The following is a 14,260-nucleotide window of genomic DNA, read 5'->3' as shown; positions in this document are numbered from 1 at the left end:
TTTATAGTCATTTGTTTACGCAAGTGAAACACTGAAAGCGTCACTCACCGTCATATCAAGCTCCTCTGGTGACAGACAACCAAGGTCGATAACTTGATTTTTCAGCCTAAGAATCTTTGTTGCAGAACGCATGGCGTTCTCCATGGGTCCTCGACCTATTTGTGATGCGGTTCTCAACCATCCCTCTGCTAAAGCCAAAGCCAAGGTCCGGTTTCCCCCAATCGAGGCTCGCTCAAAAATCTGAACCATAGCGTCTTCTGTTAACTGTTCAATAAGTTCCCAGCGTTTCATATGACCTTCTCCACGATCTAACACTGTTCCCCGGACCCAAAGCCGTTGAAATGAATTTCTAACTCCGCCCTTGAATCTTGATAAGGGGTCGACATTTTCCTTGTCCTCGGTTGCACGCCCACCCTTGACAGGAAAACGCCAAATTACTAAATCTGGCGCAAGTACTAAAGTCATAAATGCCCAGACATCGTCACGAAGTGCCTCCCCAGATTTTAGGTCGTTGTTCAGTGCAAGGTAAATTGCGGCTTTCTGATCAAATAGAGACCTTGCCTGCTTCGATTGGGACGGAAAACCCACTGACACTGCGATGGAGCGTAGTTCCGCAGCAATGCTAATTGACACATTATCTGCTTGGGTTCCTCCGGTAGAAGCGCTAGATTTTAATGATGCATACTCTGTCACTAGATCAGTAGCTTCCGCAGTGAGAACATGCGATCCGCGGACTTTCTCAAAAACAATTTCGACTCCATGGGCCTTTAAGCGAGGTAGCAGAGAAACTCGAATCATTCATTGCCTCCAAAATCAGCCAATGCATGTATGGCGGCCTTGAACTTACCAGGGCTGTAAAAGCGTAACTGGCGAATATTTTCAACACTTTGTCCTTGGAAGCAGTTTTCAACCCATACTTTCGCTTGATGGCCGACAGATCCGACTTCGTACTCACTGGAATCAGTGTGTTCTTCACTGTCGAGCAGCCCCTCAATCATCTGAGTCATAATATCTCCAAGCATTGCCTGTAGAGTTAATGGATCACCGCTGACAAATCGTGCCACCAAAATTTCAATATCAGAGTTCACATAAAATCTTACATTGCCACTAAAATCGGCATGCAGGTTCTCCGGATTCCACTCAGCAAGCCACGGAGCAGATTCTACTGATCGGCCTTTATAGACTTCTGAAAAAGAGGCTAGCTCTATTGGAAACCTAGCATCACCACCATCTTCAATTAACACACGTTTATTATTGGACCACAGCCGAGAACCTCGTTGTGTAGGAGACAATAAGCTACACGTACCCCCAATGGTATCAAGGCTGACCTGCAGGTTGAGATTCAAGTAACTTGAAAGATTTTTGCCCAGTATAACGACATCAAATTTAACCTGAGGACTTGACCAGTCAACGACAACCTCTTTAATTCGATCTAACCGCCGGGGCATATTGCCAGACCCTGTACCTATTAGAAGGGAAATTCTTAGCTTCACCTCTTTGGCATTGGCTCTCAGCTGATTAGCAACGACGATAAAGTCTATTGTAAAATTGGCACTTATATGTACATCCTGCTCATAATCCCATCCATCCAAAACATCTTCAGCGTCAAAAAGAGGCTCGTTAGGCTGACCGATTTTCCAACCATCAAAATCGACAGCCTCATCGGATAGTACTAAAAAAGGAAAGGCTAGTTGACTCATTTTAACTCCCTATCCATAAACCTTATTTTGACACCTACAGCTGCATTGGGTAGGCTTGAGATGGACATTCTAACAATACCGCTCTCAATTCCAATTTCAGCCTCCATAGTGTCATGAGCTCTTTTAATACCATTGAAAGATAGGTTCAAAAGCTTAGTTTCATAACCAGGCGGGAGATCTTTGGCATCGATTGGCGCACCATCGGCAACCAAATGAGGTGTAATCGAAATTTTCAGATGTTCATCTGAACCATCATTTCGAAGTTCCGACTCAAATATTGCACAACGTTCCTCACTTTCATTGACCTCAAGGCAAATAAATCGTGGATTCGAAAGTGAAAGAGATTTTCGACCATATGAGGTGCGAGGTAAAGTAGCTTTGCCGGGGCCCCTAGCGGAAACGCCGTCCAACAATCGTCCCAAACGCGCAGCAGTGTTTGCCAATGACGGCCCGGTTTCGCCAGCGCCCGAAGCGACCATATTAATGGGTGCTGAATAGTTACTCGCCGCTATACTCAAACGTCTTAGCGCGCCTTTAACATAAATTTTAGCGTTGCGGCTAGACAAGTTATTTGGTACCCAATCATCATGCGCAGGTGGTTCCGACATGGCAAAAGCCGATTCAACCTCATCACTGTCCGAGCAAACAAATACCCCGGCCCATTCAAAGCCCGCATCTGCGTAAGGAACTCCTTCAATATACTTAACTACCAGCTCCACAGGCCTCATCAACGCGATATGAGATGCCTGACTAGGAATTGCTGTATGCCTACTAAGGGCTGATCCACATCTGTCAGCGCGTAACCCCCTCTTTATAACTAGGCTACCTAATTTTTTTTTGGGGCTAGCGCTACTTATGACTTCAACGTCGGTACCACTCCTAAAGCCCGCCATAGCTGATGCGAACAGATCAAAGGGTGGAAACTCTTCAGGTGCTGGTAGCGATATTTGCTGACCTTCAATTTCGATTTTCACTACTAATTTTTTTTGTATTGGAGTAGTTTGGGTAAGCCGTGGCCAGAAATTCAGCATGACAATTTCTTGTATATAGTCTCCAATGCATCTTGCATCAGCACCTTCCTCAAGATGAGGAGCAAGCACCAATATTGATGTACCTGGAGACTCCTCATCTCTATAGGGCATTCCTAGCAGTTGGCCTAAGTTAGCCGCCTGAGCTCCCGTCAAGGGGTCAATACCATCATCCCCATCACTCACTCCCCACCAATGCCTTCCTGTGAACCGTCGATGCTCTTTGTATTTTGTTTCCGCGTCGAACACAGAACCTAAATGAGCCCCCATGAATCTCCGCACAGGCTTATTTCTGTAAGTAGCTTGGGTGTCCACTAGGATGGTGGCGCAAGAACTCATCGCATAAAGGGAGGTTTTACCATAGCCGTAAGTCCCTCCGCCATGATGGTTATCTTTGGCAACTCCAACATTACGGAAAAAATTTACAAAACTTAGTACTTCATCTACGCCTGGGGCGACATTTCCTGACGTTGGCCCTCCTAGGCCTGACGTGTTGAAATCACAAACTTCCAAAACTTTAATTTTTTCTTGTTCGAGAACTTTATCAATATCACCTAGCACTTGGCGATCTAGCGGAAGGTCGGCTAAAGCATAATCTCTCAACACTTTTCGCTGATCATGGGTTAGGGTGCGAACTCGAATTAACAAAGATGGTCCACATTTGCCAACTGTAGCGTCAATACTGTTCTGGATTGACTCCCGAAGAAGCGTCTGAAGAAGGTCTTGAGTAGGACATCCCATCAATCGTTTGTAACCATCTGCGGCTATATTGCCAGTTTTGGAAAATGGCTCGCTAAAGTGTTCAAGTCGTCTCATCCCGCAATCCTCCTAAGGAGAGCATCAAAACTCTCATTTGAAACCTCAAAGGATTTAGCGTGATCTAGATCAACTTGGTACTCCAAAGCTGATAATCCAACCAAGGAATTTTTTGAAGAAAAGCTAGACTCGACAATCCTAGGAAACCCTTGGATAACAGCGTACACCTTTAAATTCTCACGTGTAAACGAGAGACGATTCCACTCCGGGGAGTAGGGATCTAGGCAATCGTTCGCAATTAATCCTTTAATGAGCGCTTCCTTGTCAACACCAACCTGAAGTAAACGCTCAAATATATTGGCTATTGATAAAGGCGCGTTTTCAGAGCGTTCTAACAGCAGATGTATTAAGTGCAGCTCCCCTCCGTCTGGAGCGCAGAGTTGATCTATACCGTGGATGCATACACGTTTCGCATCAGAACGCCCAGAAACTTTTACCTCCAATGCATATATCCCTTGCCGAAAATCATGACGTAATTGAAAGGGACCAACCCAAGTATCTACAGCTCTGCAGTTATAAGAAGCAAGAAGACGCATGACCTCTAACTCTCCGACCAACCCCATTATTTTCTGATCGGGAATAAGAGTTGGAACACCTTCCCTTAGCAGCTGCCTAAATTCCTCTATTGAGTCAACCACAGCGCTAACCGGGGGGTGCCCCTCTTGCAGTCGACGTAATATCTCCTCGGCCAATTCGGCAAATACTAGATCCAGCGTCCGATCTTGACACATTAAGTCTATAAACAAAGTTCCTTTACCGGCAACTTTAAAACTAGAGGTACTTAAAGAAAGTTTCGCGGTAGACTTAAGTTTTTTCGATACAAAGCCACCTATGGGTATTAATAACCTAGGCTGCCCTTGCTCTCCTATCGCGTATCTCGCTGTTCCAAATCCTGTTGATATATTGGAGTCGATGCTGGGAACCTCAACCAATCCATCCCCCGCTCCTGAAGATTTTAACCGCCTCCATCGGTCGATTGCCCGTTTATTCATAAGTGCTATCTTCCAGCGCTTGCGCAAGCAGCTGTTCATCTAGTTCGTTTTTTTCAGGTACAGGCGCATCCAGCTCAACTGAAAAGTAATCTCCTGCCCTATCGGGAGTTCCTGGGAATACTATACCTATACCTATAAGATCACCGACAGCATCCAAATCTTTGCGCGTTTTTGAGTCCGGCTGTTTAGGTGACTTCCCATCAATTACATACAAAAGAAGAAGGGGAATTTGAGGTCGATTATTTTTTATTGTCGACCAGCTATCTTTAGCAGAGATAACGGCTGCATTATCCACATCAATCAATATATCGGACTTAGACATCAGCGCCTTGATATCAGCGTAGCCTTTTTCATTATCTCTCAACTGTGAGCGACGACCCGCATTTACATGCCCCAAAGACCCCAATTCACTTTCCGACCTCCTGTCGCCCGCCGGAGTAATAACGCCTACGTTCCATGCCTGCAAGCTATGTTCGGCGCTGTCGATATAGCCTAACAGTAAGTTTTTCTTCAAATCCATATGATGTTCACTAATGTCATATGCCACGAGAAAACGTCTTACATCCTTAAAACCAACCCCCCGTACTAAATGTCTTTTATGGTTGCTTACTATACCGTATCTCGATGCAATCTCGCTAATAAACTCGGAAGCTGCCGCCCAGTTTCCTTGCACTTTCGAATGACTCTGATGATCAAAACGAATTGTCTGTATATGACGCCCCTCAAAACTAATATTACTGCGATACGCGTGACGCATCTTTGACGCGGCGGTAATAGCCATCCCAGGGATAGCACGAACTCTAACTGCAAATTCGCTTGGAGTTACGTTATATTTCCTATAGGTAATTATATCATCGCGAATCTCTTCCTCAATCCTTGATAACGCTCTAAAATTAGACGCCAGATCAGCGGTAGTCCAAAGCCTAGGCAGGTCCTCATAACCGTGCCTATAACCAAACCACCTTCCCATCTGAAGTAGCGTATCGTATTGCAAAGACATACGAAGAAAAAATGATACAGAAAGACCTTCTAAAGTTAAACCACGGGCTAAAACGGTTCCGCCAACGACGATGTATGTTTTTGGCTCCTTAGTATAGTCTAAGCGCTCTAGACTTTCTCCGTTCTCAACAGCAATTTCCAACGCAGCCAGTGCTGACTTAAGATAGGGTAATAGAGACCTTACAGAGGCAACATTAATCGCTAGAGAAACCTTCTGCGTTTCCTCGTTAAACACCTGCACCATTTTAGAAAAAACATTGCCCGCACCCGCGACAATATTATGCTTGTGTTCTTCTATCCAGCGCGCAATAAGTGCCGCCATTCGCTCATGTTGAATTATATAAGGCGAGGTGTGGACGAGCATAGTCATGTGCGCATCTGACTGATTTCTAGACCTGCGAATTGCACAACTAATCAAAAACCAAAGGATAGCCGTTTCAAGCTCTTCCGTCATCTGAGGATAAAATGTATCTTTGTCCCCCGCGCGTGGAGGCCTCAATAAGCCTAGCTTTTCTGTCGGGACGTCTCGAATCATTGCACGCCCAGCCTCTTCGGGAGTCTCGTCACCTGCATCCAGAGGATCTGTACCAAATACTTCACGCGCACCAAAATACCCTTCCGATCGAGGAAGAGCGGTAATGAAGTCTTCAGGATATAAGTCGTCAAGCTCTTCCTGATTATGGGGATATGGATCGATAAATACATTTGCAAAAGGAGTTGCCGTGTAGCCGACATATGAAACCGCAGGCAATGTTCTAATGATTTTACGGATTTCTTCATTGATTCGCGTCATGTCATAATCACTGTTTGAAGAGTTGACGGACGCTTGATCACACTCATCATCTATCAGGAGAACTTTTAGCTTCTTCAAAGTAGCTATGGGTGTTTGCGGCTTGCCTTTTGCATCAAGAATAGTTTTCCTGAAAGTTTCGAGTCTTGAGGTGATTTTTTTCATTACAACTAGCTGAGCACCTCCCTTGAAGGGACGTGTGAATTGTTTATTTTTAGGATATGTGTAATCCCCGTCATCCTCTTCAGTTGTATAAAGCTGCCATAAATCCCGATGGCGCTTCACGATGTCATTTTCAATACGACGCTGAGTCTGAGCGCGGAGTTTATTGGTAACCCCGCCTAAAAGGACTATAAGATTGTAACCAGCGTCAACAGCTTTAGCGATCACCGCCGTCATGTTAGCCGTCTTCCCTGACTGAACGTATCCAACTACCAGGCCCCGATGACGGAAGCTGTCATTTTTTGGATTTGCTAGGAGAGATACAACTTCAGATGAACTCTCGTCTATCGACGTAATGGCGGTCTCATCCCACCCTTTCGTATTAGTAAGATATGCTTTCAGAGCTGGCCAGTGCAGGTCTTTCTGACCGGGCCCTCGATACCACTCGTCTCGGCTTTTGACTAGCGAGTTTCGGCGGAGTATTTCGACATCCTCCAACGATGCAACAACCTGCTCTAGCGCCTTGAGTAAATTCAGTTCCATTTCACTGCTAAAGGGAAATCCCATACTGGCTATGTCTTGTTTTACAGCGTGGGCAGCCTGCTCAGGAGTGTCATAGGTGGGCAGCTTTTCTCGGATCTGACGAGCAAACGTCTCAATTTGCGGGTTTACCATGTGAGCAGTCCTTACTGAGTAATCCATAAATCTCAATCGTTAGAAGCTTGAGATGCCTGCGCATTTGGAGTAACGATTCACCACGAATCATCGTTCGAGGGCCTGTCGACGCGTGCAAAATTATGTCAAAGCCATCGAACGACCTCGCTCGATAATGCCATTGTGCCATTCGCGAGACCAGCATTACGATCGCTCTTCAACCAACTGTCTTCGCAGGAAAGGCGGGCCATGAGATAAATTTTTGATTACAATCCTGCACAGCTTCAAGAATCCAGTTCATATCAGCCTCTGGCCCACGGATTCCGCACTCCCATAGCTCGAAGACACGCCACCCTTGCAGCAGCAGTTCATCTCTGTTTCTGAGATCTCGCCTCACGTTCTGGTCGAATTTCAGGCGCCAAAAGTCCTCACGAGTTTTGGGGGTTGTGGCATATCTGCAACCGGGGTGTCTGTGCCAAAAGCAACCATGAACAAAAATGCAAATCCGATAGCGTGAAAGCACCAGATCTGGTTTTCCTGGAAGATCCTTCCTGTGAAGGCGATATCTAAAGCCGTGACGATGCAGCAGGCGCCTGACCTTCATTTCTGGTGACGTGTTACTGCCGCGGATGCCCGCCATCATGCGAGACCTTACTTCTTTACTGACTATGTCCATGAACCAAGACCAAATGACCTTTTTCTTACAAGAGGATAGGCCTGTAGATCCTACAGGTGAACTGGCCCAACCAATACAGGTGGTGGACCTCTTCGCGGGGCCGGGGGGGCTTGGAGAAGGTTTCACTTCGTTTGGCGACGGCAAACGTTTCGAGATAATCGTTTCCGCAGAAAAGGATGAGAAGGCTTGGAAGACGCTGAGACTGCGTGCATTTTATCGATTGCTTAGAAAGCAAAAGCCAACGCATCTGTTTGAATATTATGATTTCTGCAACAAAGGCTCACCCTCAGAAACCTTTTCGCCCTCGGAGGAAACAAAGGATCTGTGGGAGAAAGCTGCCAGAGAAGCGAGATGCATAACTCTCGGAAGTGAAGAGGGAAATGACATTCTTGATGGGATTCTTAAAGACAAGCTGGACCAAAGTCGCCCTTGGGTTTTGATTGGAGGGCCCCCTTGCCAGGCGTATTCGCTCGCCGGACGTTCACGCAACCAAGCCAAGGCGGACTACAAGGCAGAAGAGGACCATCGCCACTTTCTTTACAAAGAATATCTGCGGATTATTCGAGAGCGTCAGCCTGCAATCTTTGTGATGGAAAACGTGAAAGGCATACTCTCGTCCAAAGTGAATAACGAGCGGATCTTCTCGAATATTTTGAAAGACCTTTCAGATCCTAGCCAGGCTCTGCATGAGGGAGGTACAGGCAAGAAGTACCATATCTACTCGCTGGTAACAGGGGCGCATTTTGCGCCAGGCGATGACGTGGATCAGATTGACCCACGTGCTTTCATCATCAGAGCTGAAAATTACGGCATCCCACAGGCTCGGCATCGGGTCATTTTGCTTGGTATATCTGAGGACTATATTCCGAAGGAAACCAAGCAGGTGAAGCTCCCCCTTGGTGAGCCATCGGTATCTGTAGGTCAGATATTGCGAAAATTGCCCAGACTCCGCAGCGGATTGACCAAGACGGCAGATAGTAAGGAGCATTGGATCAACGTGATCCTTGACCAAGCCCAATATCTGCGCAGCAAGGTAGACCCCACCAACACAGAAATGTGGAAGGCTCTGGGAGATATTCAGAACAACTTTGAAGCTCCTCAAACCTTCGGTGGTAGAAGAGTCAAGAGGGAGAACCAAAATACCGACGGCTCGACTGGCATCCAGCAACTAGACGATTGGTATCTCGACCCAAACCTGCATCAGTGGCTGAATCACGAAGCCCGAGGGCATATGGCAGAAGACCTACGGAGATATCTGTTCGCATCGATCTATTCTCAGATCCATAAGACGTCCCCTAAAGGCCACAAAGACTTCAACTTGGACGGCTTGGCACCCGACCACAAAAACTGGGAAAGCGGTGTCTTCAGTGATCGATTCCGCGTACAGCTAGAAAACAGTCCAGCTACTACGATTACTAGTCATATTTCCAAGGACGGTCATTACTTCATCCACTACGACCCAACGCAGTGTCGTAGCCTGTCGGTTCGGGAAGCTGCCAGAATCCAGACCTTCCCTGATAATTACTTCTTTCAAGGCGCCCGTACGGATCAGTTCCATCAGGTGGGGAATGCAGTGCCACCACTCTTGGCTTCGAAAATCGCTAGAGTTGTGTTCCGGTTACTTTTTGACAAGGTCAATTCGGCCGACGAAGCAAATGCAGAGGCGCCTGAGTCAGCAGGCTCCTCCTTGGCACACGCCTGACAATTACGCCACGGAGCATCGCTAATGGCCAATGCTTCGTGGCGTGACAGGTGAACGAATTCGAAACTCCCCGAGGCGTATTTTCAGAAACGCCCTACAACCTTGCTCCTTGCCCACCCAGCGACCACACCCTACCCTTGCACCGCGCCTAAGAAACGCCCAAAGCAACTCAAAAGTAGCGGCCTGTCCGCCTCCGATAAAATGCGGCTTTTTGTACCTGCGGCCTCCGGCTGCGCGTCCTAAAATCTTTGCTATGTCGGGAGTGGACCAATACAAGACCCGCAAGGGGAATACGTCCGGCCTTTTCTACTTTTGAGGTTTCTTAACTCCCGACGCCTTAGCCCTAAAAAGCTAAATAAAGTAGAGATAACAACAATGCAAAACCTCGATCCATCCCAGCCTCACAGGCAGCCCACCCCCGAACCTCTCATCCCCACCACCTTCCACCGCCACAACCGCCCACTGCGCACAGTCCTACTCGAATCCCAGGTCTGGTTCTGCGCACGGGATTTCAGTCGGTTGATGAGTTGGCCGTTGAATGAGCGCACGACGCGCAAGCTCGATGAGGATCAGCGTCGTGTTGTCTTGCTCGGCGCTCATTACGGGGCTGAGGAGGAGTTGATGGTGAGTGAGTCGGGTATCTACGAGATGCTGGTGTATCACTGTCATGCGGAGAAGCGCGCGTTGCGGCGCTGGATCACTAATGAGGTGGTGCCTTGCGTGCGTGATGGTGTGCCGCTCAATGACAACGCGCCGAGTTTGAGCTTGCTGCAATGGCCGGAGTTGTCGGTGTGTCTGTTGAATTGGCGCAGTGAGCCGTGGATCAGGTTGCGGGATATGCCGAGGTTGTTGCCGCATGGGCAGTTGCCGGAGGATTCGGTGCGGGGTAAGGGGTTGTTGTCGTGGTGGCGGGCGGTTTGGAATGCTGCGTGGTTTACCTGAAGAGTCGTTGATGGGACGCTGTCTTGTACGAGCTTTCCGAAGAGGTTGTGGTTGGTCAGGCTGCATCCCTGTTCATCCATACACCATGATATGATCGCCCACTTTTAAGAAACGGCTCTAAACAGAGCCCGCGAGGAGACTAGATGAGCCTATTCACGTCATTGGAAATGTGTGCCGGAGCTGGTGGTCAAGCTCTTGGCCTCGAAATGGCGGGCTTTGGGCACGAAGTACTGGTAGAAATCGAACCGCCTGCCTGCGCGACTCTGCGCTTGAATCGTCCGGAGTGGAATGTAAAGGAAGAGGATCTACGCCAATTTAACGGCTTGCCTTACTTCGGCGTTGATCTGGTAGCAGGCGGAGTACCCTGCCCCCCTTTCTCCAAGGCAGGCAAACAGCTGGGTGCGGATGATGAGCGTGATCTGTTCCCTGAAGCTTTGCGTCTTGTGGATGAGGTTCGTCCTAAAGCCGTGATGTTGGAGAACGTGCGCGGCTTGATGGATGCAGTTTTCGATGACTACCGCAACAAGGTTGAAACCCAGCTCAAGAAGCTCGGTTATGTGCCGGGTTGGCGTCTCCTCAATGCTTCCGATTACGGGGTGACTCAACTAAGACCTCGTGTTGTGTTTGTGGGTATTCGAAAAGACTTGTCTGAAGGCTTCGCTTGGCCAGAAGCCAAGTTGATCACCCCGCCTACGGTAGGTGAGCTTCTTCATGATTTGATGGCCGCTGACGGTTGGCGAGGGGCTGATGCCTGGAGGGAGCAAGCCAACACCATCGCCCCCACGCTTGTGGGGGGGTCTAAAAAGCATGGCGGTCCTGATTTGGGGCCAACCCGAGCCAAGAAAGCCTGGGCCTCTATCGGGGTATGCGGAATGGGGATCGCCAATGAGCCTCCCACCGAGTTTTTCGAGGGCATGCCAAGGCTAACCACTCGCATGGCTGCGCGCATCCAAGGTTTCCCGGATGACTGGCAGTTCCACGGCAAGAAAACAGCTGCTTACCGACAGATAGGCAATGCCTTCCCTCCTCCCGTCGCCTGCGCAGTCGCAAAGCAGATTTTCAAAGCGCTTTCCGTAAAACGTTTGGTACGAGTTGCCTGATGACGATCACAGCTGAATTTCTACAAGCACGAAAAGAATTCCACGCTTCACTGCTCAAGACCACACTTACCATCAATGACCAGGGTATCCCCAGTAACGCCGATGGCAGTAACAAAAGCAGCATCGCAATCGCCAAAGGCATTGCTGATATTTTGAAAGCTGAGACGATTGCTGAGCGCCAGGCAGGTCAGACATCGGGTCACGAGTTTGAAGGTATTTGCGCCGAGTACGTAAGGAACACGTTCCTTAAGCTTGGGCACCTACGGCCGGGTAATTGGGATGTGCATCAGGTATCTGGTCGCAGCCGTCTGGAAATCGCGAAGTATGAACAATACGCCCACCTCGTCGCTTTGGACCGAGCTGCGAAAGCGGACCCGGAGCTTGCCGCAGCGTTAGGAAGTGATTACACGATCACGCCTGACATCGTTGTGGTGAGAGGTTTGGAGAGCGACGAGCAGATTAACGCCAATGAGTTTCTGGTCGACGACTCTGTCAGCACCCGAGCAAGTTTACGGGCTGCCGCTGGCGGCAAGCCGCTTCTGCACGCGAGCGTTTCCTGCAAGTGGACGATCAGAAGTGACAGGGCCCAAAACGCCCGCTCCGAAGCGCTGAATTTGATGCGAAACCGAAAGGGCCGTCTGCCAAACATCATGGTGGTTACCGCGGAGCCAACGCCTAGTCGTTTAGCCTCTATCGCTCTGGGTACAGGCGATATCGATTGCGTGTATCACTTTGCGTTGTACGAACTGCAGGCGACACTCATAGAGTTGGGCATGGAAGATTCTGCGGAAATGCTGTCGATTATGGTGAATGGCAAGCGCTTGAAAGATATCAGCGATCTGCCGCTGGATTTGGCTAGCTAGTTCAGATCGGTATCACTGTCATTCAGATAAGCTGCGGGATATGCCGAGGTTGTTGCCGCATGGGCAGTTGCCGGAGGACTCGGTGCGGGGTAAGGGGTGGTTGGGTTGGTGGCGGGCGGTTTGGCGGGGTTGACGTCTTGGATGCCCGTTGCAGATCTGACAACGGGCACCCAAGGTTGAAACAGGAGAAAGCTGGCCAGCCTTCTCCTGTCGTAGCGCGAAGCGTTGCTGCTTAGCGAGCGATCATGCCGGCCGCTTGTTCGGTTGCTTCGGTGGTACGGGTCGCAAGTTTACGAACTTCGTCGGCCACAACGGCGAAACCGCGCCCGGCCTCTCCGGCTCGGGCAGCTTCAATAGCAGCGTTGAGGGCCAGGAGGTTGGTCTGGCTCGCGATGCTTTGGATCGTACCCACGATTTGCGACAACTGGGCCAGGCTGGTTTCCAGCGTTTGCTGATGCCTGACTTCTGCGTCTCGCAGGGCCTTCTGCTCGTGTTGCAGGTGGATGTCCACGAGCGCACCCACCACGCGAAGCGGAGCGCCGTGCGGGTCGCGACGGGTCTGGCCTCTAGCCCTGAACCAACGATATTCGCCACTCTTCATCTTCAATCGGTACTCGATGTCGAATGGGGTCTTGCCCGACTTGTCATTCAGGTGAGCACCGAACGCGTTGAGGCTGCGTTCCTTGTCTTCCGGGTGCAGCCTGGATGCCCAGCTGTCCAGAACATCAGGAAACTCTTCAACCGTTTCAAAACCCAGCAGCCGTCGGAACTGAGGGGACCACCAGAAAGGGTTCTTCGCATTAACAGGGTCGCCAGCAATCACTTCCATGTCCCACAAGCCATCGGAGAGCATTTCTCTGGCCAGTTCAAACCGGGTGATGATGACGTCGTGTTCTGCATCGCGTTGCAACTGGTCGTGAATATCACGTAGCGAGCCAGCAACGCGGATCGGCATGCCTCGGTCGTCACGAAGGGTTTCGCCTTGAGCGTGGAACCAGCGATAGGAACCGTCTTTCATGGCGAGTCGGTTTTTAACCCTGTAGGGAGTGTTCCCTGACTTGTCGTTGAGATGACGCGCAAAGGCATCCAGTGTCGCTTGTTTATCCTGTGGATGCAGACGATCTGCCCAACTGGCCAGGACATTTGGGAAATCGCGTTCGTCATTGAAACCCAGCAGGTTCCGGAATTGCTGCGACCACCAGAAGCGGTTTTTTGGGTTAACGGGATCGCCGGCGACAACCTCCATATCCCAAAGCCCCTCACTGGAGGCCCGATTTACCAGGTCGAACCTGATGTCATGGGCTGAGGCAGAAGCGGCTGATTCGCGAAGTAATTCACGGGCATCTTCGAGGTCGTTTTCAAGCTGGTTTATGCGCGATCGGGAATTGCTATTCGATGATTCGAGAACGGCCCAGGCCTCAAGGACTGCGGGTGCCTCTTGGCAACCTTTGACATCAGGAGCCTGACCGCTTTTGATCGCAGCGAGGAGCTGCTGAAGGGCATGACGGTCGCGGCGCAAAAAAGGGATATTGGACATGTTGTAGGGCTCGGTAAGCGTGACGGGCCGCATCCATGGCACCTTGGCGACTATGTCGGCATGTCTTGGCAAAGCTGTAAATTTTTCCCAGCCTTGCAGGTCCATAGGCACAACTCGCTTACCGTGATGGACGTCTTGCTGATGTCTTTGACACCACGCTGTCTCGGGGCAAACAGACGACACGGGGGACGGCCGGGGTGGCTCCTATCAAACAAAATGCAATCCCTGACCTGAAATGATTTTCTGTAGGAGCTCACGAGCATCGCGAGGCAGCGATTGCGTCCTGTCTGATACACCGC

The 14,260-nt window shown here is 49.6% G+C and carries 10 protein-coding genes and 2 pseudogenes; 4 read left to right on the top strand and 8 right to left on the bottom strand.

The genetic code is table 11. The annotated features are described in order from the left end of the window. Positions 1 to 15: 15 nt before the first annotated feature. The 6 genes from KDX30_RS26265 to KDX30_RS26240 all read right to left on the bottom strand — a co-directional run bounded on the left by KDX30_RS26265 (position 16) and on the right by KDX30_RS26240 (position 7,817). A complete protein-coding gene (locus tag KDX30_RS26265; protein ID WP_231677927.1) occupies positions 16 to 798 on the bottom strand; it encodes a DUF6339 family protein in 783 nt (260 codons plus the stop codon). Next, positions 795 to 1,700, bottom strand: a complete 906-nt coding sequence (locus tag KDX30_RS26260; RefSeq protein ID WP_231677926.1) for a hypothetical protein — start codon at positions 1,698 to 1,700, stop codon at positions 795 to 797. Before KDX30_RS26260 ends, KDX30_RS26265 begins: the two co-directional genes overlap by 4 nt. Beyond that, a complete protein-coding gene (locus KDX30_RS26255) occupies positions 1,697 to 3,544 on the bottom strand; it encodes a hypothetical protein (protein WP_231677925.1) in 1,848 nt (615 codons plus the stop codon). Before KDX30_RS26255 ends, KDX30_RS26260 begins: the two co-directional genes overlap by 4 nt. Then, a complete protein-coding gene (locus KDX30_RS26250; RefSeq protein WP_231677924.1) occupies positions 3,541 to 4,536 on the bottom strand; it encodes a PD-(D/E)XK motif protein in 996 nt (331 codons plus the stop codon). Before KDX30_RS26250 ends, KDX30_RS26255 begins: the two co-directional genes overlap by 4 nt. Continuing rightward, positions 4,529 to 7,162 carry a Z1 domain-containing protein gene (locus tag KDX30_RS26245; RefSeq protein WP_231677923.1) on the bottom strand — a complete coding sequence of 878 codons (2,634 nt, stop codon included), beginning with the start codon at positions 7,160 to 7,162 and terminating at the stop codon, positions 4,529 to 4,531. The genes KDX30_RS26250 and KDX30_RS26245 overlap by 8 nt, the downstream gene beginning before the upstream one ends. 196 nt (positions 7,163 to 7,358) lie before the next feature. After that, positions 7,359 to 7,817 (bottom strand): very short patch repair endonuclease, encoded by a 459-nt coding sequence (locus tag KDX30_RS26240; RefSeq protein ID WP_231677922.1) that lies wholly within the window; start codon positions 7,815 to 7,817, stop codon positions 7,359 to 7,361. 13 nt (positions 7,818 to 7,830) lie between these two features. Here KDX30_RS26240 and KDX30_RS26235 point away from each other — a divergent pair, with 13 nt between their 5' ends. The 4 genes from KDX30_RS26235 (at position 7,831) to KDX30_RS26220 (ending at position 12,424) form a co-directional block, all read left to right on the top strand. Beyond that, positions 7,831 to 9,519 carry a DNA cytosine methyltransferase gene (locus KDX30_RS26235; protein WP_406644012.1) on the top strand — a complete coding sequence of 563 codons (1,689 nt, stop codon included), beginning with the start codon at positions 7,831 to 7,833 and terminating at the stop codon, positions 9,517 to 9,519. A gap of 375 nt (positions 9,520 to 9,894) precedes the next feature. Beyond that, entirely contained in the window at positions 9,895 to 10,461 is a 567-nt protein-coding gene (locus KDX30_RS26230; RefSeq protein ID WP_231677920.1) for a BRO-N domain-containing protein, read from the top strand. A 143-nt stretch (positions 10,462 to 10,604) separates the two neighbouring features. Then, a complete protein-coding gene (locus KDX30_RS26225; protein WP_099270665.1) occupies positions 10,605 to 11,561 on the top strand; it encodes a DNA cytosine methyltransferase in 957 nt (318 codons plus the stop codon). Further along, positions 11,561 to 12,424 carry an NgoMIV family type II restriction endonuclease gene (locus KDX30_RS26220; RefSeq protein ID WP_231677919.1) on the top strand — a complete coding sequence of 288 codons (864 nt, stop codon included), beginning with the start codon at positions 11,561 to 11,563 and terminating at the stop codon, positions 12,422 to 12,424. Before KDX30_RS26225 ends, KDX30_RS26220 begins: the two co-directional genes overlap by 1 nt. 241 nt (positions 12,425 to 12,665) lie before the next feature. Here the strand turns inward: KDX30_RS26220 and KDX30_RS29935 are convergent. Both KDX30_RS29935 and KDX30_RS29930 read right to left on the bottom strand, forming a co-directional pair. Then, positions 12,666 to 12,935, bottom strand: a pseudogene (locus KDX30_RS29935) (methyl-accepting chemotaxis protein); the annotation flags it as partial. A 3-nt stretch (positions 12,936 to 12,938) separates the two neighbouring features. Next, positions 12,939 to 13,670: pseudogene (locus tag KDX30_RS29930) on the bottom strand (PAS domain-containing protein); the annotation flags it as partial. Positions 13,671 to 14,260 lie beyond the last annotated feature (590 nt).

It is taken from the genome of Pseudomonas quasicaspiana (assembly GCF_021147825.1).
In the GTDB taxonomy this organism is placed as follows: Bacteria; Pseudomonadota; Gammaproteobacteria; order Pseudomonadales; family Pseudomonadaceae; genus Aquipseudomonas; species Aquipseudomonas quasicaspiana.
This window is presented reverse-complemented; position numbering and strand designations above follow the sequence as displayed.

What these genes read in the sequence shown, in the direction of transcription:
- KDX30_RS26260 (WP_231677926.1), bottom strand. Translation starts at nt 1,700, where the DNA reads ATGAGTCAACTAGCCTTTCCTTTTTTAGTACTATCCGATGAGGCTGTC.
- KDX30_RS26265 (WP_231677927.1), bottom strand. Translation starts at nt 798, where the DNA reads ATGATTCGAGTTTCTCTGCTACCTCGCTTAAAGGCCCATGGAGTCGAA.
- KDX30_RS26235 (WP_406644012.1), top strand. Translation starts at nt 7,831, where the DNA reads ATGACCTTTTTCTTACAAGAGGATAGGCCTGTAGATCCTACAGGTGAA.
- KDX30_RS26250 (WP_231677924.1), bottom strand. Translation starts at nt 4,536, where the DNA reads ATGAATAAACGGGCAATCGACCGATGGAGGCGGTTAAAATCTTCAGGA.
- KDX30_RS26225 (WP_099270665.1), top strand. Translation starts at nt 10,605, where the DNA reads ATGAGCCTATTCACGTCATTGGAAATGTGTGCCGGAGCTGGTGGTCAA.
- KDX30_RS26230 (WP_231677920.1), top strand. Translation starts at nt 9,895, where the DNA reads ATGCAAAACCTCGATCCATCCCAGCCTCACAGGCAGCCCACCCCCGAA.
- KDX30_RS26220 (WP_231677919.1), top strand. Translation starts at nt 11,561, where the DNA reads ATGACGATCACAGCTGAATTTCTACAAGCACGAAAAGAATTCCACGCT.
- KDX30_RS26240 (WP_231677922.1), bottom strand. Translation starts at nt 7,817, where the DNA reads ATGGACATAGTCAGTAAAGAAGTAAGGTCTCGCATGATGGCGGGCATC.
- KDX30_RS26255 (WP_231677925.1), bottom strand. Translation starts at nt 3,544, where the DNA reads ATGAGACGACTTGAACACTTTAGCGAGCCATTTTCCAAAACTGGCAAT.
- KDX30_RS26245 (WP_231677923.1), bottom strand. Translation starts at nt 7,162, where the DNA reads ATGGTAAACCCGCAAATTGAGACGTTTGCTCGTCAGATCCGAGAAAAG.